20 protein-coding genes are annotated in these 19,914 nt (G+C 56.9%); 14 read left to right on the top strand and 6 right to left on the bottom strand.

Features of this window, described 5'->3' with window-relative positions; translation table 11 throughout:
* The first annotated feature begins 98 nt into the window (after positions 1-98).
* The 8 genes from HRQ60_RS10460 to HRQ60_RS10425 all read left to right on the top strand — a co-directional run bounded on the left by HRQ60_RS10460 (position 99) and on the right by HRQ60_RS10425 (position 9,067).
* Positions 99-1,541 carry an N-acetylmuramoyl-L-alanine amidase family protein gene (locus HRQ60_RS10460; protein WP_172195764.1) on the top strand — a complete coding sequence of 481 codons (1,443 nt, stop codon included), beginning with the start codon at positions 99-101 and terminating at the stop codon, positions 1,539-1,541.
* A gap of 216 nt (positions 1,542-1,757) precedes the next feature.
* Positions 1,758-2,255 (top strand): hypothetical protein, encoded by a 498-nt coding sequence (locus HRQ60_RS10455; RefSeq protein WP_172195763.1) that lies wholly within the window; start codon positions 1,758-1,760, stop codon positions 2,253-2,255.
* A gap of 196 nt (positions 2,256-2,451) precedes the next feature.
* Positions 2,452-3,213: an ATP-binding cassette domain-containing protein gene (locus HRQ60_RS10450; RefSeq protein WP_172195898.1), complete on the top strand. Its 762-nt coding sequence runs from the start codon at positions 2,452-2,454 to the stop codon at positions 3,211-3,213.
* On the top strand, positions 3,210-3,887 hold the full coding sequence (locus HRQ60_RS10445; protein WP_172195762.1) for a methionine ABC transporter permease: 678 nt from the start codon (positions 3,210-3,212) through the stop codon (positions 3,885-3,887). Before HRQ60_RS10450 ends, HRQ60_RS10445 begins: the two co-directional genes overlap by 4 nt.
* A gap of 67 nt (positions 3,888-3,954) precedes the next feature.
* Positions 3,955-4,815 (top strand): MetQ/NlpA family ABC transporter substrate-binding protein, encoded by an 861-nt coding sequence (locus HRQ60_RS10440; protein ID WP_172195761.1) that lies wholly within the window; start codon positions 3,955-3,957, stop codon positions 4,813-4,815.
* 168 nt (positions 4,816-4,983) lie between these two features.
* Positions 4,984-6,687 (top strand): methyl-accepting chemotaxis protein, encoded by a 1,704-nt coding sequence (locus HRQ60_RS10435; protein WP_172195760.1) that lies wholly within the window; start codon positions 4,984-4,986, stop codon positions 6,685-6,687.
* A 118-nt stretch (positions 6,688-6,805) separates the two neighbouring features.
* Positions 6,806-8,437, top strand: a complete 1,632-nt coding sequence (locus tag HRQ60_RS10430) for a glycosyl hydrolase (RefSeq protein ID WP_172195759.1) — start codon at positions 6,806-6,808, stop codon at positions 8,435-8,437.
* Between the two features lie 147 nt (positions 8,438-8,584).
* A complete protein-coding gene (locus tag HRQ60_RS10425; RefSeq protein ID WP_172195758.1) occupies positions 8,585-9,067 on the top strand; it encodes a hypothetical protein in 483 nt (160 codons plus the stop codon).
* Between the two features lie 57 nt (positions 9,068-9,124).
* Here the strand turns inward: HRQ60_RS10425 and HRQ60_RS10420 are convergent, their stop codons facing one another.
* The 3 genes from HRQ60_RS10420 to HRQ60_RS10410 all read right to left on the bottom strand — a co-directional run bounded on the left by HRQ60_RS10420 (position 9,125) and on the right by HRQ60_RS10410 (position 11,149).
* Complete coding sequence (locus HRQ60_RS10420) at positions 9,125-9,682, bottom strand: NAD(P)H-dependent oxidoreductase (protein ID WP_172195757.1); 558 nt, start codon at positions 9,680-9,682, stop codon at positions 9,125-9,127.
* Between the two features lie 131 nt (positions 9,683-9,813).
* Entirely contained in the window at positions 9,814-10,206 is a 393-nt protein-coding gene (locus HRQ60_RS10415; protein WP_172195756.1) for a winged helix-turn-helix transcriptional regulator, read from the bottom strand.
* A 271-nt stretch (positions 10,207-10,477) separates the two neighbouring features.
* Positions 10,478-11,149, bottom strand: coding sequence for a stalk domain-containing protein (locus tag HRQ60_RS10410; RefSeq protein ID WP_172195755.1), 672 nt, complete (start codon positions 11,147-11,149; stop codon positions 10,478-10,480).
* A gap of 273 nt (positions 11,150-11,422) precedes the next feature.
* Here HRQ60_RS10410 and HRQ60_RS10405 point away from each other — a divergent pair, with 273 nt between their 5' ends.
* The 3 genes from HRQ60_RS10405 (at position 11,423) to HRQ60_RS10395 (ending at position 13,147) form a co-directional block, all read left to right on the top strand.
* On the top strand, positions 11,423-11,920 hold the full coding sequence (locus HRQ60_RS10405) for an LURP-one-related family protein (protein ID WP_172195754.1): 498 nt from the start codon (positions 11,423-11,425) through the stop codon (positions 11,918-11,920).
* Positions 11,921-11,998: 78 nt separating this feature from the next.
* A complete protein-coding gene (locus tag HRQ60_RS10400) occupies positions 11,999-12,613 on the top strand; it encodes an SLOG family protein (protein WP_172195753.1) in 615 nt (204 codons plus the stop codon).
* A 27-nt stretch (positions 12,614-12,640) separates the two neighbouring features.
* Complete coding sequence (locus HRQ60_RS10395) at positions 12,641-13,147, top strand: hypothetical protein (RefSeq protein ID WP_172195752.1); 507 nt, start codon at positions 12,641-12,643, stop codon at positions 13,145-13,147.
* Positions 13,148-13,298: 151 nt separating this feature from the next.
* On the opposite strand, the gene HRQ60_RS10390 is transcribed toward HRQ60_RS10395, so the two are convergent.
* From HRQ60_RS10390 to HRQ60_RS10380, 3 genes are all read right to left on the bottom strand, one after another.
* Positions 13,299-13,793, bottom strand: coding sequence for a hypothetical protein (locus tag HRQ60_RS10390; RefSeq protein ID WP_172195751.1), 495 nt, complete (start codon positions 13,791-13,793; stop codon positions 13,299-13,301).
* A gap of 649 nt (positions 13,794-14,442) precedes the next feature.
* Positions 14,443-15,222, bottom strand: coding sequence for a Cof-type HAD-IIB family hydrolase (locus tag HRQ60_RS10385; RefSeq protein ID WP_172195750.1), 780 nt, complete (start codon positions 15,220-15,222; stop codon positions 14,443-14,445).
* A gap of 74 nt (positions 15,223-15,296) precedes the next feature.
* The gene (locus HRQ60_RS10380) at positions 15,297-16,073 is read right to left on the bottom strand and encodes a Cof-type HAD-IIB family hydrolase (RefSeq protein WP_172195749.1); all 777 of its coding nucleotides are present in this window, start codon (positions 16,071-16,073) and stop codon (positions 15,297-15,299) included.
* A gap of 250 nt (positions 16,074-16,323) precedes the next feature.
* On the opposite strand from HRQ60_RS10380, the gene HRQ60_RS10375 reads away from it, so the two are divergent.
* The 3 genes from HRQ60_RS10375 to HRQ60_RS10365 all read left to right on the top strand — a co-directional run bounded on the left by HRQ60_RS10375 (position 16,324) and on the right by HRQ60_RS10365 (position 19,391).
* Positions 16,324-17,730 carry an NAD-dependent malic enzyme gene (locus HRQ60_RS10375; protein WP_172195748.1) on the top strand — a complete coding sequence of 469 codons (1,407 nt, stop codon included), beginning with the start codon at positions 16,324-16,326 and terminating at the stop codon, positions 17,728-17,730.
* Positions 17,731-18,318: 588 nt separating this feature from the next.
* Positions 18,319-19,020 carry a copper homeostasis protein CutC gene (locus HRQ60_RS10370; RefSeq protein WP_172195747.1) on the top strand — a complete coding sequence of 234 codons (702 nt, stop codon included), beginning with the start codon at positions 18,319-18,321 and terminating at the stop codon, positions 19,018-19,020.
* A 167-nt stretch (positions 19,021-19,187) separates the two neighbouring features.
* Positions 19,188-19,391 (top strand): DUF6440 family protein, encoded by a 204-nt coding sequence (locus HRQ60_RS10365; RefSeq protein WP_141448631.1) that lies wholly within the window; start codon positions 19,188-19,190, stop codon positions 19,389-19,391.
* Positions 19,392-19,914: the final 523 nt, after the last annotated feature.

Below are 19,914 nucleotides of genomic sequence, written 5' to 3'. Positions count from 1 at the left end.
GTGTGCCCGCGTCTATATGGGTAATGCGCCGTTTGGGCGTTTAGGACACTTTAACGGATAAGGAGAGGTTACGGGGTGGAAAAAGGATGAAGGCAAACATGCGAACGGGATATGCAAAAGTTTGGATTGCGGCAGTGCTTGCTTTGGCGGCGGTGTTTTTCTTGTCGGTTCAGGTCGGTCATGCGGCTTCGGGTACGAAGATCGTGCTTAACGACAGGGAAGTGACCGGTGCCAGAGACGTATTGACCGTAAAAGGAACAACGATGGTGCCGATCCGGGTCATCTCGGAGGAACTCGGTTATCCGGTCGGATGGAACTCGGCCAGCCGGCAGGTGACGGTAGGCAGTCCGGGCGATACGCTGACCCTGACGCTTGGCAGCACATCGGCGTCCGCGCCGGAAGGAACCATTGCGCTGGAACAGGCTCCTTTTTCGCAGGAGAATACGACTTATGTGCCGCTGCGTCTGGTCGGTACCGAGATGGGACTGCAGGTCAAATGGGACAATCGGGCGAAGACGGTGTTCTTGCAGTCGCCTCCGCCGATCGAAGGACCGGATGGATCCGGACCGAACGATGACGTCGATCCGCCGGCTCCCGTTCCGGGAGGCAGCCAGCAGACGGCGGCGCAGGTCGAGCAGATCAGCTTCAGCGAGAACCGGTTGATGATCGGCGTAAGCGGCAGCGCGGAACCGAAAGTCTCCAAGGCGGATTCGCCGAACCGGATCATTGTCGATCTGAACAACACCTCGTTCAGTCCTTTGTTTGCCGAAGGGCAGGGGCTGCTGATCGGTCAGCAGGGACAGATTGCGGTAAGCGGTTCGCCCGACGTGACGGGAGTCCGGTTCGCGCTGAACAATGATTCGCCGATGAGGGTGCGCGTCGTGATCGACTTGAACAAAGCCAGAAATTACGAAGTCTACCGGGAAGGCAGTCTGATCTTCGTCGATCTGAACAAGTCGCAGGGCCCTTCGACGCCGGGAATCGGCGACGACGGGAAGAAAGTCGTCGTGATCGATGCCGGACACGGAGGCAAAGCGACGGGTGCGATCTACAGCGGAGGACCGACGCTTACGGAAAAAGAAGTCAATATGGAGATGGCGCTCAAAGTAGAGGCGCTGCTCAAGCAGGTCGACGGTCTGGACATCATCATGACGCGCAGCGATGACACGGATGTCTCGCTGCAGGGCCGGGTCGAGATCGCGGAGAGCGTCGATGCCGACGTTATGGTGTCCATCCATGCGAACAGCATGCCCAAAGGATCCAAGCCGACAAGCGGAACCGAGACGCTGTATACGAAGCCGGAGAGCAAGAAGCTGGCCGAGACCATCCACAAGTATTTGATCGTCGCAACCGGCCTGCCGGACCGCAAAGCCAAGTATCAGAACCTGCATGTCGACCGTGAATCGAGCATGCCGACGGCTCTGGTCGAGACCGGCTTCCTGTATGCCGGAGGCGATGTCGAGAAGATTACCGATCCCGCTTGGCAGAATCGCGTAGCGGAAGCGATAGCGCGGGGAATTACGGAGTATCTGGGATTGTAGAAGTCGCGGCTGGAACAGTCTGCCGTATGTAGAAGTGAGCCCGTGCCGGTCTGATCGCAGACCGGCACGGGCTTTTGTTTCGTCTGCACCGCCCGAATTTGGAAAAAGCGGAAGAGCATCCGCAAAAAAGAATGTACGAAACCTTTTTCCGGGGTAAAAGAATAGAGACCGAAGCGGCAGCCGGCCGCGGACGGCACACGATAAGGAGGGCGACCCATGGACAGACTGAAAACAAAACGGCTCCTCGCGTTCCTGCTTGCTTTTGCGGCGGCCGGCCTGGCTTCGGGCACGCTGCTTGGCTTGATGCTCAAAGGAGCCCAGCTCTACAGCGGACACCAGGTATATCGGCTGCTGCTGAATACGGATTATATCCCGGTATTGAACCGGGTTCGATTGGACGAAGCGACGGAATTCGGGATTCACTTGGTGATCTCCGCGCTGCTGTGTATGGTCCTCGGTCTGCTGTGGCAAAAAAGAGCGCGTCGCAAGGTGCTTTCCACAAGCGAAATGATGTTCGTGACGGCCCTTATCGGCGGCATTGTAGGTCTGCTGCTCTATCCGACAACGATGCTGTCCGCCGGAGGCACACCTCCGATCGACAGCCTGCCCGCGTGGGGTTGGTGGCTGGCCGCGCATTTGCTGTACGGTGCCGCATCCGGTCTTCTGCTTCGCGTCATTCTCCTCGCACAGAATCTTCAGGCGAAAAATAAATAAACAAATCATCGAAACGTTTTTGTCCGAGAAGCTGTTTTCTCTTGCACGAACAAGCATGTGCGCCGCTGCGCCAATTGTAAAACTAATATTAAAATTCTTATCAAAAATGGTGACACAGCAGAACGATTGCCTTATAATTTAGTCAATTCGACAGTGAAACAGCACAAAAAAACACTGGTACAAGGAGGGTTCGGTTATTCTATCCCTGCAGGAAGTCAGCAAAACGTATACGGCGCAGGGCCAGACATTTCGGGCCGTCCTTCCCGTCAGCATGGAGATCGAGACGGGCGGCATCCACGGCATTATCGGAACAAGCGGAGCGGGCAAGTCGACGCTGCTGCGGTTGATGAATCTGCTGGAACGGCCCGATACCGGGAAAGTCCTGCTGGAAGGTCGTGATCTGACCGCCATGAAAGAGCGGGAGCTGCGGGAAGTCCGCCGTTCGATCGGGATGATCTTTCAGCAGTTCAATCTGGTCCATAACCGGACGGTGTACGGCAATGTGGCCTCGGCGCTGGAACTTTCGAGAACACCCAAGAAAGACCGGGATCGCCGGATCAGAGAAGTGCTGCAGTTCGTAGGACTCGAAGACAAGACGGGGCAGTATCCGGCAAGGCTCAGCGGCGGACAGAAGCAGCGCGTAGGCATTGCGCGTGCGCTGGCCAGCAGTCCCAAGCTGCTGCTCTGCGACGAGCCGACCTCGGCGCTTGATCCACAGACGACGGAAGACCTGCTGAACGTCCTGCTGCATATCAACCGGACGCTGGGTGTGACGATTGTGGTCGTGACCCATGAGATGGAAGTGGTGCGGCAGATCTGCAGCAGCGTGTCCGTGATGGAGATGGGCGAAGTAATCGATACGTTCGCTCTGCCCAAACGTGCGGAAGAAGGTATCCGTCCGAAGCTGTCGTACCGGGAGCAAATTCTCGGCACGATAGATAAGGAGGAGAAGTCATGAGTGTCGATCGGTTCATGGAAATCTGGGCTCAGTATCACGAACAGATCTGGGAAGCGATCGGACAGACATTCTACATGGTAGGGATGTCGACGATTGCGGCTATAATTCTGGGCATTCCGCTTGGAACGCTTATCTATTTGACCCGGCCGGGTGAGATGCTGGCAAACCGTACCGCCTCGGCTTTTCTGAACACGCTTGTCAATGTCATCCGTTCTTTCCCGTTTCTGCTGCTGGTCGTATTCATGTTCCCGATCACCCGGGCCATCGTCGGAACGACGATCGGGACGACCGCCGCGACTCTTCCGCTTGCGATTGTCGCGATCGCCGGCTATTCGAGGCTGGTCGAGCAGGCCCTTGTGGAAGTGCCGCGCGGTGTTGTGGAAGCGGCCCGTTCGATGGGAGCTTCGCGGATGGAAATCGTGTACAAGTTTCTGTATGTGGAAGCAAGGTCGGGTCTTGTGCTCGGTTTGACCACTTCCATTGTCAGCTTTATTTCGTATTCGACGGTCGTCGGCATTGTCGGCGGCGGCGGCGTGGGCGACTTCGCGATCCGCTACGGCTATCAGCGCTTCGAGATGGACGTTACGATCTGCATGATCGTCCTGATGGTTCTGCTGGTCCAGATTGTACAGGTCGCCGGCAGCGCCTTGTCGCGCCGGATCGACAAACGTTAACGTCAGTACGTCAGCTCCAATAGGCAGCATAGCACCACCACTATCACTCAGGGGGTACATCATCATCATGAAAAAGTCTTTGATTCTTGTTCTGACCGCACTGTTTCTTATTCTGGCAGGCTGCGGGCAAAGCGCTTCGACTCCGGCGGACAAACCGGCCGACAAAGGCACCAAAGAAGCTGCGGCTCCCGAAACTGCGGAAAACAAAGAACTGACCACGCTGAAAGTCGCTTCGCTGCCGGCTCCGATGGACGCGATTCTGCTGCTCGTCAAGCCGCTGCTGGTGGAAGACGGCATCAATCTGGAGATCGTCGAAATGTCCGACAATATCCAGCCGAATGACGCCCTGGCGAACAAGGAAGTCGATGCGAACTTTTTCCAGCACGTCCCTTATGCCGAAGCTTACAACGAAGCCCGAGGCAGCAAGATCGTGCCGGTACAGCCGGTCTACAACGCGCTGTACGCCGGTTACTCGAGCAAGCATAAATCGATCGACGAGCTGCCGGACGGCGCAATCGTCGTCATCCCGAACGATCCGCCGAATATTGCGCATTCGCTGCTGCTGCTTGAGCAGAACGATCTGATCGAACTCAAAGAAGGCGCAGGCATCAAAGCCGGACTGCAGGACGTCACCTCGAATCCGAAAAATCTGCAGTTCAAGGAAGTCGATCTGCTGACGTTGAACCGGATGATGGACGACGCGGATCTGGTGACCATGTATCCCGCTTATGCGAAACCTCTCGGACTGTCGGCCAAAAAAGATGCGCTGATTGTCGAAAAAGACATGGAAGCCTTCGCGATTACCTTGATGGCCCGCGAAGACAACAAAGACGATCCGGCGATCCAGAAGCTTGCGGAACGTATGCGCGGACCCGAAGTCGTGAAGTTCCTGGAAGAAGAATACACCGATACGTACCCGGCTTTTTAAGTCGGAAATCTTCCTTATTTATCCTATCCAGACCGATCGGCGCAGCCGAAAGGTCTTTTTTTGTCGAAAAAAAGGATAGCTCTCAATAAAAGCAGGCAGCCTGCCGAAGTAATAGGAGAGAAATTAAATTTAGAAAAATTATACAGACAGCAGAGGAGCGACAACCAGTTGAAGTTTACAATCAGGCAGAAGTTACTCGGCGGATTCGGGATTATGATTATATTGATTATTGTGTTGAACAGTTTGACGAACATAGGCACACAAACGCTGAAGACCCGTGCGGACAAACTGAAATCGAATGATATCCCGAATGTGGTTATGCTTGAGGAAATTAACGACCGTCTGAAAACGATCGATCAACTGACGATGCGCAACATTCTGGAAACGGATAACGCCGATATGAGCGGAAGCCGTACGGCCGTCAATGACGCTCTCAAAGAGCTGAACGACACGGTCGGAGTTTATGCGGCGCTTCAAACTTCGGACGAAGAACGCGAAGGGGCCGTGGTGTTCCAAGAAGCGGCGGTAGGTTACGGACAAGCGGTGCAGCAAATTCTCACGCTGTCGGAAGCCAACAAGGACGACGAAGCGGCTGCCCTGCAGAAACAGACGCAGGAAGTGGTCGGCAAGATGTCGGAAGCGCTTCGCGGGGCGATCGATCAGAAAGTCGAAATGATGACCGCTTCGGCCGAGGCTCAATCGGAAGCCACGCGCAGCATCATGACGATCTCGATCATCGCTCTTGTCGTCGCCGTAATCCTGGCGCTGCTGCTGGCGTTTATCATCTCGCGCAGCATCACGCGTCCGCTCCATGCGATGACCCGCCAGGTCAACTATATGGCCGAAGGCGAGCTGGACAAGATCGATGAACTGCCGACCGGACTCAAAGGCGAACTGGGGCTGCTGGCTTCTTCGCTTCAGCAGATGGGCGCCAACCAGCGCGATATTCTGCTCGAAGTAGGCCGGACGGCCGGGGCACTCGCTTCATCCGCCGAAGAGTTCAAGTCGGTCGCCCAGGAAAGCGCGCACGGAGCCGAACACTCGGCTTCTTCCATGCAGCGCATGGCTGAATTGAGCGCAAGCCAGCTGTCGTCTTCGCGTTCCGGCGGCGATCTCATGCAGCATATGCTGGAGAAAATCGTAGTCATCCGCGACCGGATCGGAGAAACTTCCGAAGCGGCCGAAGACGCAAGTTCCCGCTCCCAGGAAGGCGGACAGGTCGTCGGCCAAGCGGTGCACCAGATGGAATCGACAACCGAAGGCATGGCGGTCATGACCGAAGCGGTCGATGCGCTGAACCGGCGCTCGATCGAGATCGGCGCAATCGTGCAGATGATTACCGGGATCGCCAAGCAGACCAATCTGCTGGCACTCAACGCTTCGATCGAAGCGGCGCGCGCTGGCGAACACGGCAAAGGCTTCGCCGTCGTCGCAAGCGAAGTCGGCAAACTGGCCGAACAATCGTCGTCTTCCGCCGCCCAGATCATCAGCATGATCGATATGGTCCGTTCCGATGCCGAGCGGCTGAGCAAGGTCATTGCCGAAGCGACAGGCCAGGTGTCTGCCGGAAGCGAAGCGATTCGCGCGACGGGCGATCTGTTCGGGAATATCCGTGAAACGGTCGGCCGGGTCGGGATTCAAAGCGAACAGGCCGTGCAGGCGTCCGGAGAAATGGTTCAAGTCGTCGAGCGTGTAGCGTCTTCGATCATGGAAGGCGGCGCGCAGATGGAACGTACGGCGGAAGAAATCCAGAGCGTGTCGGCCGTGTCCGAACAGCAGGCGGCTTCCATGCAGGAAATGTCCGCCAGCGCAGTGTCCTTGTCCGAGATGGCAGGCGAACTGGAACGCTTGGTCGCAAGATTCAAACTCTAAATCCGAAAGGCCCCTTTCTTAAGCGAAAGGGGCCTTTTTGCCGATAAAAAGAAAGGCGGCCGGCAGGCAAGCGACCGGCCCAGAGGCAGAAATAGACAGGGAAGCAGAGGGGATAAACATGTTGGGATTTCGGGGAATAGGCAAAAAAGCGGCAAAATGGGGGGCGGTGCTGTTGACGGCCGCGCTGCTGACAGGAACGGCTGCGACGGTGCAGCCCCAATCGGCGCAGGCTTACAGCGTCTGGAATCTGTACAATGAAGCGATGCGGCTGGACAAGCAGGGCAAATATGCGCAGGCGATCGCCAAATACGAGCAGGCGGGCCGGGAAATGGCCTCCAGCCGCGATTACGGCAATGCCGGACGGATGTACCGCAATGCCGGCGAATCGTATGTGAAGCTCAAGCAGTACGACCAAGCCGTCGCGAGCTGGGATCTGGAATCGGCGTATTATGCCAAGGTGAATCTGGTCCAGGACAGTATCGCGGTCAAGCGCAAAGCGGATGCCCTGCGCAGCTCCGTGCAGCTGTATTACGAGACGGGGCTGTCGGCCGCCGCGCTCGGGAACCGGGAGCGCGGACTGGCTCCGCTCGAGCCGGCGAATGGCATTCTGCTCGGAGCTTATGCGGAACAGAACAAGAAAGTGCATGCGACAAGCGGCAAATTCTATACGGACGAGTATCCGAAGTTTACCGGCAGGAAGCACGCGGGTTACCTGATCTACTTCACCTACGGCGCGCCGCTGTCCACGATCCGGTCGCATATCGAAGCGGCCAAGCGCAGCGGCACGGCGATTGAACTTGGCGTGCAGCCGCTTGGCGGAATGGCGCAGGTCAAGAACGACGCCTACCTGAAGCAGCTGGCACAGGATGCCGCGGCTTCCGGCGTGCCGATCTTCCTCCGGTTTGCGAACGAGATGAACGGCAACTGGACTCCTTGGAAAAGCACGCCCAAGACCTATATCGAGAAATTTCGTCTGGTCGCCGACGTGTTTCACCGGGAAGCGCCGGATAACGTCGCGATGCTGTGGGCGCCCGGCGCGAATCCGATCGATAATATCCAGAGCTATTACCCGGGCGACCCATACGTCGACTGGGTCGGCGTCAGCTTGTATTCGATCTACAATCCGACGGCGGATCCGCTGGGGCAGGGAATCGACCGCAGCAGCCATATTCAGAAACTGGACGCGGTCTACGGGTGGTATGCCGATCGCAAACCGATCATGATCGCCGAAGGCTCGGTCTCGTACATGTATCCGGAGAAGATGCGCGATGTGACCGAATGGTCGGTGTATCAGGCGCAGCAGCTGTACGCGACGCTGCCGATGAAATATCCGAGAGTCAAAGCGGCGTTCTGGTTCGATGTCGACTCCAAAGGCACGACTGATCGGGTCAAATACTATGGACTGTCAAATAACGACAAGATGCTGGCGGCGTACAAAAAAGCAATCGCGAATCCGTATTATCTGAGCGCGGTCGGCGGCAGCACTACGCTGTCTTACAATCCGATCACGACGACCGTTCCGGCCCAAAAGCTCAAAGTCTCCGGCTACGTCAAGACCTGGTCACCGACGCTTGGCAAAATCGTCTATAAGATCGGCGGCAAGCAGATCGGCGTTACGACGACTCCTCCCTGGACCGCCGAGATCGATTTTTCCAAGTACAAAGGAAAAAACATCACCGTCGACGTCCTGGCGTACGACAAGCAGGGCAGATGGGTAACGACGCAGTCGGTGAAAACGAAGGTGCAGTAAGCCCGGGAATCCGGCAGGAGCGAACAACCCGACTGATATACGGGATCTCTGACGAAAAGACGGACTCCGGGGGAGTCCGTCTTTTTCTTTTGGGTAAAATAGGAGAGATCCTACGATCCACGAACACCAAAAGGAGGCCAGGCCGTCATGGAACTGTATTTCAAAGACAATTTTCTCAGCACCGGCGTAACGGAGATCATGGACGACAGCGGGGCGGAAATCGGCAGGCTGGATCTCAAAAGCGTCTTCAGTCCTTCGGTCGATGTGTACGGAAGATCGGGCGAGCTTTTCTACGAAGGCAGGCTTCAGACGGTTGCTCCGTACCGCCGCTGGATGATCTACGATGCGAACGGGGAAGAAAAGGGCGAACTGCGTTCAAAAACCAGCCTGAAAGGCCGCCTCTTCGAATACGATGCGGGCCGGAGGGGATTGTACGGCATCCATGCGCCTTTTTCGCTCAAAGAGTTCACGGTTACGGAAAACGACCAAGAGGTCGCTTCTTTCGCCAAAACGAACGGATGGCTGAGTCCCAATGCTTACGTACTGCGAAGCCCTTCGCTGCGAATCGAACCTTATGAATGGATCGCGGTCGTCATGGGGATCAGCGCTTTCGTTACGGAGCCCCAGTGACCGGCGGTCCGGGCCGCCGGTCGGGCATTGAATTGGCCGCCGCAAATTGCGGCCGGCTTATTTCGATTCGACCGGAATAGAATTTGCCTGCGTCTGCAGCAGATAATCCAGGTAGCGTTTCGCGCTCCGTTCAATTTCTTCGTCGCGGGTCCGCGAGTTGACGCCGTACCAGACAAAAGGCGTTTCGTACTTGGCCTTGATATAGTCGGCTGTCATTTCGAACGGAGTAAGCAGCGCGGAGATTTCGTAGCGGAACGCGCCTTCCGGACGATAGTCGTTCTCTCGCCCTCCGGCGGTAATGGCGAGGCCGATGCTTTTGCTTCGGAACAAATCGACGCCGTCGCCGTAGGCCCAGCCTTCCAGCAGCACTTCGTCCAGCCACTGCTTGATCATCGGCGGGGAGTTGAACCAATAGAACGGAAATTGCAGCACGATCCGGTCGTGCGCTTCCACCAGCGCCTGTTCGGCAGCGATATCGATGACGCCGTCCGGATATTTTTCGTACAAGGAGCTGATCGTGATCTGCTCGGGATGCTTCGCGGCTTCCTCCAGCCATTTGCGGTTGACGCGCGAAGCCTCCAGGGACGGGTGGGCGGCGATAATCAAAGTGTGCATGTCGGTCATTCCTCCTGATTATGAAATGGGCGGGATCGAAGCCGAACGGTGTCGAATCCCTCTTGAGCCCATTGTAGAAGCGGGAGAAGTTCTTGTTAAGTACGCACTTTTCGGTAACCGCTCCGCTTGGATCAATCCGCCGCGTCGGCCAGGTCGGAATCCGCTTCGAACGGGTCTTCCAGCATCAGGCGTCTGTCGCCGTATACCCGGTCCAGATGGGCTTCGCCCCATTGGCAGAAAAAGTCCAGCACACCGATCAAACCGCTTCCGTATTCGCTTAATTCGTATTCGACTTTGGGCGGCACTTCTTCATAGTCGCGTCGCAGCAGAACGCCGTCCCGCTCCAGTTCCCGCAGCTGTTGGGTCAGCATCTTGTGGCTGATTTCGGGGATGAGGCGCTTGAGTTCATTGAATCTTTTCGTGCCGGAGACCAGATGATAGAGAATCAGACTTTTCCATTTGCCGCCGATGACATCCAGAGTGACTTCGACACCGACCCGATACTTCTTTTGAGGCTGCTCCATGGTGTGCGTCTCCTTTCGTTTGCCCGTATTCCTTCGTTTGGGTTAGAATAACATGATTTGAGAAAAGGAAGCGAGAGGAAGCGGCCTATGCGGATCGACCAAGCTGCCCCTGTCGGTCGTCGAAACGAACGTTTCCGCGAGTAACCTTCGCCGCGAGCAGCCGCAAATCGGCCAAAGAAAAAGCTGCGCTGTCCCGCAAAGGGAAAGCGCAGCTTTTTGGTTAGTCCGGAAAAGTCCGCGACTCGGCGGCTTCCGTGCGCAAAACGCCGCTTTATTCGCCGCTCCAGACCACATCGACTACGTTGTAGCCTTTGCTGGTGCCGGTTCCCGGTTTGCCGTCGAGCGTAACGGAGAACGAACCGCCCGCGTCTACAATGGAGAAGGCCGACGCGCTGACTTCTTCGGACTTGCTGGTCGCGCCTTTTTTGACGAAATACTGCTTGTACGTATTGCCGAGCGACAGCAGATCCTGCTTCGTCGTATAACGGAACGTCGCGGACGGGGTAGCGGTTCCGCCGGCTACGCCTTCGACCAGATCGAAGATTTTGGCATCGGACGGAAGCGGGAAATCGGCCGGGAGAGTCTGCGGACGCTGTACCGACGACGAGCCCGTGGAAGGCGTCGAAGGAGTACCGCCGGTCGAACCGCCGGATGCGGATCCTCCGATCACGACGCGGCTGTTTTTGGCATCATAAGTCACCGACGTGTTCAGCGCTTCGCCGATCGAACGCACCGGCAGATACGTCGTGCCGTTGTACGTGATCGGAGCGAGTGTTTTGCCATTGCCGTCTTTTGCGGTGTAGGCTTTGCCGTTGACGACGAGACTCAGACCGTTGTTGAGCGAGGCGCGGATCTCCTGCAGATTCGCTCCCGCATATACGCCGGCCGAGGCGGTCAGGGTCAGTCCCAGAGTCAGCACGGCGGCCGTGATTTTTTTCTTCATGATCGTTTATTCATCCTTCCGGTTCTTTTTTTACCGACAAAGAGCTGTAGGATGTGCCGCATGATGTAAGGCCGGTTGGAACCCATTACCCTCAAGGCAGAGTCTCTCAAACGAAAAAAAGGCATAAATGGGACAATCGACGTCCAGTCGGGACACGCCGGGAGAAAACGGGTAAGAAATTCTGGGCGCATCGCACCGGTTCTTTTTGAAGTCAAGGGGAAAAAGAACGGGCCGGGTCATCGTCTGTTCGCTACAAGAAAGGAAGAGGCGGAGATGGAACTGTATTTTTCGGATAAATTTTTCAGTGCAGGGATTACGGAGATTATGAACGAAGCCGGCGAAGCGGTAGGCCGCATCGATCTGCGCAGCGCATTGGGGTCGTCGCTTGAGGTATACGGGCCGCAGGGCGAGCTGCGATATACGGGCAAGTTTCGGATGATGCTCAACCGCTGGAGAGTGCTGGACGCAAGAGAGAACGAGCTGGGCGTGCTTCGTCCGAGATTCACCCTGCTCAGCAAAAAGTTCGAATACGACGCGGGCGAGCGGGGGGTGTACGAGATCGAATCGCCGAACTTCTCCAAAGAATATTCGATGACGGAAAACGAGGCGGAAGTGGCGAATTTCGCCAAGACGAACGGCTGGATGCGGACGGACGCTTACCGGCTCGTCAATCGTTCCCGGCTGGACGACTACGAGATGATCGCCGTCGTCATGGGCATCAACGCGATCCGCAAACGCCAGCAGTCTTCATCCTCGTCGGGTTCCAGCTGAGAAGAAGCGCTGCACAGGGGAAACGGCTCTGCGCTTATGGTAAACTGAAGGTAAATGGATTCGGGAGGCTGTATCGGAGTGAAAAATCTGCTTGTGACCGGCTACCGTGCGAACGAACTCGGCATCTTCAACCAGAAGCATCCGGGGATTCCGTTCATTCGCGAAGCGATCAAGCGCCGGCTGATTCCGCTGGTCGAGGAAGGGCTCGAATGGGTGCTGACTCCCGGCCAATACGGCGTCGATCTGTGGGCATGCGAAGCGGTAATCGAGTTAAAAAAAGACTACCCGCAGCTCAAGCTGTCCGTATTGGCCGCTTTTGCGGGGATGGACGAGAAGTGGAGCGACGAGAAAAAAGAATACTGGCAGAACCTGCAAAAGCAGATCGATTATTACGGATTGGTCAGCAAGGAACCGTACAGCGGGCCCTGGCAGTTCAAAGCGCGGGACGGGCTGCTGCTGCGCAAGAGCGACGGCATGCTGCTCGTATACGATGACGAAGCGGCGCCGGGGAGTCCGCGCTACTTCAGGGAAGACGCGATCAAGAAGCGGGACGAGGAAGGGTATGTCCTGATTCAGATTACGCCCGAAGATATCCAAGCGGTTGCGGAAGACATCCAGGCCGATCTGGTTGATGTGCAGGGCGACGGCGTGGATCCGGAAGACGGAGAGAACCGCGGAACGGATTGGACGTAGCGGCGGCGAACCGAAAGGGAGGCAGGCATGGAACTGTATTTTGGCGGCAAAAAAATGTTCGGCAAAAGCGTAATCCGGCAGATCGGCGGAAACCGAAAAGGATCGATTGATTACCGGGGAGAAGGCGAAGACGGTCTTTACGTCCTCGACGGCGATGATTACGTCCTGTATCGCGCCTGCCGGGAACGGTCGCCCGATCGCTGGACGATCCGGAATGCCAAAGAAGAAATCGCCGGCACGTTGAGCCGGGAATCGGATTTTTCCGTCAAGCGCTTTGAATACGATGCCGGTGAACGCGGATTCTATCTGATCGTGGAAGACATCGGCGGCTATCGAATCGAAGGAACGAACGAAGCGGCTTTTGTCGATCGTAAAAAGCATGCGTTTAAAAGCGAAGAATACTGGCTGCAGACCGATGATACCCAAGGCGGCGGCGTCAGCGAATACGAATGGATCGCGGTGATCCAGGGCATCGAGGTGCTGCGCGGACGCTCGCTGTGGCCGATCGAGGCCATCGGTGCTTTGTTCCCGTAGCCGGCGTGGGAAGAGAAGGATGCCGCTCGGGAAGAGGCCGTAAACGGACCGGAAAACGATCGAAAAAACGCTTCGACAGCGGTCAAAAGACCCTTGTCGAAGCGTTTTTTTGGAATCGAAAGCCGGGCACCTTACAGAGGTTCGGAAGCGGCTACTTGCGGGAGAATCCTTCTTCTTGCAGATACTCTTCCGCTTCTTCAAGCGTCTCGAAAGCCATCTCCAGGCTGAAACCGGAGTAGATGAAGTAAGTCTCGTCTTCCAGCTTCAGGATCAGTTCCTGATCGCCGCCGTCCGTCCAGATCTCGTCGCCGGGTGCGGCGGAAGGAGCCGGCTGCGCAGGTTTTGGACTCTTCGAAGAGGAACCCGGGCCCGGAGCGAGCGAACGGATCGAAGCTTCGACGATCTCGCGCAGCTGCTCTTCCGTAAAGTCGCGGACGTTCACGAAGCCTTTGTCGTCCGTATCGTAATCGCCGAGGAGTCCGGCGAACACATAACCGTTGCCGTTCGGATGGAAGCGGTAGCCGACCGTCTTCTTCTCGTGCGCGCTGCCTTCAAAGTGGTAATTGACGCGGCCGAGCGAGACGTCTTTGCGTTCCAGTTCCGGAAACGAATCCAGGATCGCGATTTTTTGTTCAAAAGTAAGCATAGCAGGTTGAACCTCCAGGAAATTGAATTAGTCTGTTTTTCATTATAGCACACAGATGTCGTCGATGACGGTAGAGTGGAACACGTCGAAACGGATCCAAAGGGAATCAAACCGATCCTAAAGCGATTCCAAACCGATCCCAATCCATCCAAGCACAGGCCGATTCGAAAATAGCGACCAGGCGGCACTTATTTGCTCTTTTTATTCCTTTTCGGCACAAATAGCGGCATGGAAGCAGTTAATCCTCTCTTTTTCGCTCGCTGGCCTTGTTTTCGGACCCATAACGGTTCAGGTGCATTTATTTTGAAAAAGAAGTGGTCTATCCGGAAAATAGCGGTTCTCCCGCAGTTATTTCCCGTATGGAACGCAGCGAGCAGATCACGAATCACCGAACACCGAACACCGACGTTCAGCCTGCTGATCGCAGTTGAGGGCTGCTCAGTTGGGCTGCGCAGTCGCCGGGCCGCCGCCGCAGGCATCTAAAAGAACCCTGTTCACTTGGCGTGAACAGGGTTCCTAGTCGCTGCAGGGCTTCGTAACAAGGCTGCGTCCGCCCGTGCGAGAAGCTGCCTAGGCTGAACTGTCCAACCGGAACAGTACCGCCCAAGCGAACCGCACCGCAGACCAGATCTGCGCAGCGTGATCCCGGCTACAGCAGACCGACCATCTTCAATCCGTGCGCGATGCCGTCGTCTTCGTTCGTCTTGGTGACCCACTTGGCGACTTCCTTGATCTCGGGCAGTCCGTTACCCATCGCGACGCTGTTCGGAATCCCTTCGAGCATCTCCAGATCGTTCAGCGCGTCGCCGAACGCATACTGGCGCTCCGGCGGGATACCGAGCTTTTCCGTGATTTTGCGAATGCCTTCAAGCTTGCTTCCGCCAGCCGGCAGCACGTCGGCCGACAGCGGATTCCAGCGGATAAAAGAAAGCGAAGGGAAGATCGCGTGGTACAGCGCTTCGTCCGCCTCGCTGCAGAACAGCGAAGCCTGATAGACGAACTTCTCTTTGTAAAAGTGCGGGTCCGGCGTCGAGAGCGAGATATAATTCAGCATCATGCCGAAGCCCTGCGCGACGAATTCGTCGTCCGGCACGGTGGCCGTCATCTGTTCGTCGTCGATCAGGATGACCGGATGGTTGTGCTTCAACGCGAGCTCCGTCATCTGTTCGACCGCGCGGGTATCGATCGGATTCGTGTAGATGACCTGACCGTTCAGCACGACATACTGTCCGCTGTAGCTGACGTAAGTATCGATGCCGAGCTCTTCGCGGATTTCCTTGAACATGAACTGCGGGCGTCCCGTCGCGATTGCGACGATATGTCCCCGGCGTTTCAGTTCGGCCACCGCTTCCTTGGCGGACGGCGGAACTTTCTTCTGCTCGTCCACAAGCGTTCCGTCAATATCGAAAAAGATAATGCTTGGCTCCATCGTTGTGCCTCCGATTCTTGTAGATAATGATGCGTCCGTTCGCTCGGCCTAGTACCTTTAGGGTTGACAAGGTACTAGAGCAGTCCGGCCAGCTTGAGTCCGTGCGCAATGCCGTCTTCGTTGTTCGAGGTGGTAATCCATTTGGCCGCATCCTTGGCTTCCTGCAGTCCGCTGCCCATCGCAACGCTGTTCGGAATACCCTGGAGCATCTGCAGATCGTTCAGCGCGTCGCCGAAAGCGTATTGGCGCTCCAGAGGAATCCCGAGCTTCTCGGTGATTTTGCCGATGCCTTTGAACTTGCTGCCTCCGGCCGGAAGGACGTCTACCGAGAACGGATGCCAGCGCACGAAATCGAACGATTGCAGCAGCTCTTCGTAAGCTTTCTCTTCGCCTTCCGCGCAGAACAGCAGCGATTGGTAAATAAACCGGTCCTTGTAGTAGAGCGGATCGTGTGCGGGCAGCATGCCGACGTTCAGCGTTCCCATACTTTCGTTGATCCGTTCGCTGTCCGGTACGTTGGCGCGCATATCTTCATGATCCATGTAGACGACGGCGTGTTCGTTTTGCAGCGCGAGATCGGTCAGCGCCTGCAGCGAACTCTCGTCGAGCGGGTTGGTGAATACCACGTCGCCTTCAAGCACGACATACGAACCGTTATAGCTGACATAAGTGTCGATATTCAGTTCTTGGCGGATATGTTCGAAAAAGAAAGGCGCGCGGCCGGTTGCGATCGCCACGATATGGCCCTGCTTCTTCAAGGCGGCGATCGCCTCCCGGGTCGAATCGTTGATGCCTTTGTCGTCGTTTAGCAGCGTACCGTCCAGATCGAAAAAGACAATGCTTTTCTCCATGTTCAGGTTCCCTCCGTATGCGGATGTCGCGACAAGTATATCGGTATGCCGCGCTCTCGCTGTGTATTTGGTCTCTGTATTTGTGTGCAGCAGGGGCTCTCCGTCTTCCCTATTATAACATGAGGGCGGCAGGTGAATCTTTTGTTTGCGAACTATGTTATAATGAGTCCGGATTTACTATGTAAGCGTTATCAGACAGCGAGCGAGGTCTTGGACCTTCCGCCAAAACTGTATTCTCAGGAGGTAGACGATGGCCCTTGGAACGAGTATGATCATACGTTTGCAGATGGACAAAAAGCAGGTGACGTTCGGCGAAGTGGCGGGTGCGATCGGTGACGGAGGCGGTGATGTCGTCGCGATCGACGTCATCCACGCCAGCCCGGAGCATACGATCCGCGACTTGACCGTCAATCTCCCGGAAAAAATGCGCGAAGCGGTGTTGAAAGCGGTTGAAGCGCTGCCCGGCGTCAAAATCGTCAACGTGTCGGACCGGACATTCCTGGCGCATTTGGGCGGAAAGATCGAAATCCGCGCGAAAACGCCGGTCAAAAACCGCGAAGATTTGTCGCATGTCTATACGCCCGGCGTGGCAAAAGTCTGTATGGCCATTCACGAAGATCCGCAGAAAGCTTTTACCCTGACGGTCAAACGCAACATGATCGCGGTCGTATCCGATGGCACGGCCGTGCTCGGTCTGGGCGATATCGGTCCGGCAGCCGCCATGCCCGTCATGGAAGGCAAAGCGATGCTGTTCAAACAGTTCGCCGGCGTGGATGCTTTCCCGATCTGTCTCGACACCAAAGACACCGAAGAGATTATCCGTACCGTCAAGCTGATCGCTCCGGCTTTTGGGGGGATCAACCTTGAAGATATCGGTTCGCCGCGCTGCTTCGAAATCGAGCGCCGGTTGACCGAGGAACTGGACATCCCGGTATTCCACGACGATCAGCACGGAACGGCCGTCGTCGTACTGGCGGGTCTGCTGAACGCCCTGCGCATCGTCGGCAAGAAGCTGGAAGACGCGAAGATCGTCGTGCTCGGAATCGGAGCGGCCGGTTCGGCCTGTGTTAAAATGCTGCTGTCGGCGGGTGCGCATAATCTGGTCGCGGTCGACCGCTGCGGAGCGCTGCACAAAGCCGAGAAATACGACAACGAAATGTGGGATTGGATCGCGGACAACTGCAATCCGAACGGGGAAACGGGGCAGCTGGAGCAGGTGATTGCCGGCGCGGACGTCTTTGTCGGCGTATCGCGTCCCAACCTGCTGACGCTGGACCATATCAAATCGATGGCACCCGATCCGATCGTATTCGCCATGGCGAATCCCGATCCGGAGATCGATCCGGAACTCGCGGAAGAGCATGTGCGCGTCCTGGCGACGGGCCGCAGCGATTTCCCGAACCAGATCAACAATGTCCTCTGCTTCCCCGGCATGTTCCGCGGCGCGCTGGACTGCCGCGCTAGCGTGATCAACGAAGAGATGAAGGTGGCGGCCGCCCAGGCGATCGCATCGGTCGTCGAAGACGACGAGCTGAACGAGCAGTATATCATCCCGAGCGTGTTCAACGACAAGGTGGTCGACCGGATCCGCGATGCCGTCGTACAAGCGGCGATGCGCACCGGCGTCGCGCGCCGGACGCCGCCGGAGTTCCGGTAAGCGAAGACCTGAACGGCAGCCGGCAGGGCTGCGGGAAAATATAGACAAAAGAAGAGGCCAACCGCCTCTTCTTTTTTTGTGGAGCGGGCGGATTTCCGGCGCGGTTGGACCGTAACGGATCGTATGTCCGTTAGACGGCTTTTTTGAGCATCGCTTGGATTTTAACGGATCGCATGTCCGTTAGGCGGCTCAAAACCGGCTTAAATCCCCGGATGATCGCTTTTTCCGTGTCTAAGCGCCGCCTCGATCCGTTAAAAATGCCAAGCCGCGAATTTGGAGCGCTAAGCGTCATATCGATCCGTTAGCGCGGGCGAAGCGTTGGGAGCGATGCCGAACCCAACCTTACCTAACCCAACCGAACCTTACCCAACCCTACCGTCCAACAGCGCCGCGCCCTACCTGGGTCGCAACCGTTGTCCGTTATCGGGCCTACCCGATAAGGCAGGCCAAACAAGCTGAGCGATCTAAGCGGCTCGTTCGAAAGACCTCCGCGTCTGCGTCTAGGCGGCCGGGACCACGCCGCGCGTGACTTGCCGCCGAAACTTGCGTTATCATGGAGTCAATTCAGGAAGGAAGGAGGACGAGACGATGCGGCTTGAAGTAATTGCCTGCACGCCGGAAGATGCCGCGGCAGCGGAAAGGGGAGGAGCGGACCGGATCGAATGGATCGCCGATCCGGGGGTCGGCGGCGTGACGCCGGACCTGTCGCACGCGGCGGAGATGCGCCGCGCGGTGCAGGTGCCGATCCGCGTCATGGTCCGGCCGCGGGGAGGCGGGTTCGTCTACTCCGAAGACGAACAGGAGACGATGCGGCGGGATATTCGCCGCATCTCGGCCGCAGGCGGACTTGACGTCGTGACCGGCGTGCTGACGCCGGAAGGGACGGTCGACGAGTCCGCGCTGGCCGGACTGCTGAACGCGGGGCCGGGCCTCGCGTTCACGTTTCACCGCGCGTTCGACGAGGCCGTCGACCTCCGCCGCGCGCTGGATACGCTGTCCGTCTACCCGCAGGTGACGGACGTGCTGACCTCGGGCGGAGCGCCGGGCGCGCCCGAGGGGGCCGCGGTGCTGGCGGAGCTGCTGCGCCGCTCCGCGGGGCGGCCGCCGCGGATTCTCGCCGGCGCGGGCCTGACGGCGGACAATCTGCGTCCGTTCCTTGACGCGACGGGCGCGGACCGGATCCATATCGGGTCCGCGGCCCGCTTCGGCAGCGATCCGTCGGCGCCGATCGATCCCGAGCGGGTGCGGACAATCCGCCGGATCCTGGAAGCTTCGGCGGGGCTGCTGTAGCCGCGTGTCCGCCGCGTATGCCAACGGGAGTATCGGCGGAGAATAAGCAGGGATTGGCAGGACAGGAGGCTCCCGTGCCCAGCGCGGGAAGGCTCTTGTACGCAAAGGAATCGCAAGCACCCGGAAGACAAGCCAAAGCCCGCAAAAGACCCAAGGAGGAATTCATCATGCTGATCCGCCCGCCCAAAGAAAACCGCTTCTACGAAAAGTCGACGGATTATCTGCCCGATCTCGGAGTGACCAAAATCACCATTCTCGTCGACCGCGAGACCGGCGTCAATTACGTCTACACCTGGAGCGTGCCCAACTCAAGCGGAGGCCTGACCCCACTGCTGGATGCAAACGGGAATGTCGTCGTCGACGAAATCTGAGTGAAGCCTAATCGTCCAATCCCGGGAACGATTTGCGAAGAACCAAACCGAACTCGGGAGAGCCGCACAGCGCCGAACAGGGGTGCAATGCGGCTTTTTGTTAGGGTGAAAACCGCAAACCGTACGTTTCTGCGGGTTCTGTGGAATTAGATGCAGGAGAGCAGTTAACAGCCTGTTTTGAGCTCTTTTCGGAGGAATAAGTGCGCCTGGACACTTATTTGCCCGATTTCGATGTAAAAAGCAGGATTTTCGGCGAAATAGCTGCCCTCACGCATTTATTTGGAAGTCTCGTCTGCGTGCGGGATAAATAATTGTCCGTGTGCATGTAATTCGTACTCAATGCCTTCTATCCGCGCCAAATCTTCTGTTCCAAGCTCTCCGCCGCGCCGATCGTTTCCTCTTTTCCCCAAAAAAACGCTTGCATGCCTTTCCCAATCTCTGCTATATTAGGGCGTGTTTTAAAACTAAAGATGGAAGATAAACCGATTTGGGTTTAGGATAAGAACAGAATAAATCCAAAGGT

The sequence above is a fragment of the Saccharibacillus qingshengii genome (assembly GCF_013185195.1).
Lineage (GTDB): Bacteria > Bacillota > Bacilli > Paenibacillales > Paenibacillaceae > Saccharibacillus > Saccharibacillus qingshengii.
Note: the sequence above shows the minus strand (reverse complement) of the source record. Positions and strands in the feature narration are given on the sequence as shown.

Bases quoted from the DNA above. Each gene is read 5' to 3' on its own strand.
- HRQ60_RS10460 (WP_172195764.1), top strand. From the start codon at position 99: ATGCGAACGGGATATGCAAAAGTTTGGATTGCGGCAGTGCTTGCTTTG.
- HRQ60_RS10455 (WP_172195763.1), top strand. From the start codon at position 1,758: ATGGACAGACTGAAAACAAAACGGCTCCTCGCGTTCCTGCTTGCTTTT.
- HRQ60_RS10445 (WP_172195762.1), top strand. From the start codon at position 3,210: ATGAGTGTCGATCGGTTCATGGAAATCTGGGCTCAGTATCACGAACAG.
- HRQ60_RS10440 (WP_172195761.1), top strand. From the start codon at position 3,955: ATGAAAAAGTCTTTGATTCTTGTTCTGACCGCACTGTTTCTTATTCTG.
- HRQ60_RS10430 (WP_172195759.1), top strand. From the start codon at position 6,806: ATGTTGGGATTTCGGGGAATAGGCAAAAAAGCGGCAAAATGGGGGGCG.
- HRQ60_RS10425 (WP_172195758.1), top strand. From the start codon at position 8,585: ATGGAACTGTATTTCAAAGACAATTTTCTCAGCACCGGCGTAACGGAG.
- HRQ60_RS10420 (WP_172195757.1), bottom strand. From the start codon at position 9,682: ATGCACACTTTGATTATCGCCGCCCACCCGTCCCTGGAGGCTTCGCGC.
- HRQ60_RS10415 (WP_172195756.1), bottom strand. From the start codon at position 10,206: ATGGAGCAGCCTCAAAAGAAGTATCGGGTCGGTGTCGAAGTCACTCTG.
- HRQ60_RS10410 (WP_172195755.1), bottom strand. From the start codon at position 11,149: ATGAAGAAAAAAATCACGGCCGCCGTGCTGACTCTGGGACTGACCCTG.
- HRQ60_RS10405 (WP_172195754.1), top strand. From the start codon at position 11,423: ATGGAACTGTATTTTTCGGATAAATTTTTCAGTGCAGGGATTACGGAG.
- HRQ60_RS10395 (WP_172195752.1), top strand. From the start codon at position 12,641: ATGGAACTGTATTTTGGCGGCAAAAAAATGTTCGGCAAAAGCGTAATC.
- HRQ60_RS10390 (WP_172195751.1), bottom strand. From the start codon at position 13,793: ATGCTTACTTTTGAACAAAAAATCGCGATCCTGGATTCGTTTCCGGAA.
- HRQ60_RS10385 (WP_172195750.1), bottom strand. From the start codon at position 15,222: ATGGAGCCAAGCATTATCTTTTTCGATATTGACGGAACGCTTGTGGAC.
- HRQ60_RS10380 (WP_172195749.1), bottom strand. From the start codon at position 16,073: ATGGAGAAAAGCATTGTCTTTTTCGATCTGGACGGTACGCTGCTAAAC.
- HRQ60_RS10375 (WP_172195748.1), top strand. From the start codon at position 16,324: ATGGCCCTTGGAACGAGTATGATCATACGTTTGCAGATGGACAAAAAG.
- HRQ60_RS10370 (WP_172195747.1), top strand. From the start codon at position 18,319: ATGCGGCTTGAAGTAATTGCCTGCACGCCGGAAGATGCCGCGGCAGCG.
- HRQ60_RS10365 (WP_141448631.1), top strand. From the start codon at position 19,188: ATGCTGATCCGCCCGCCCAAAGAAAACCGCTTCTACGAAAAGTCGACG.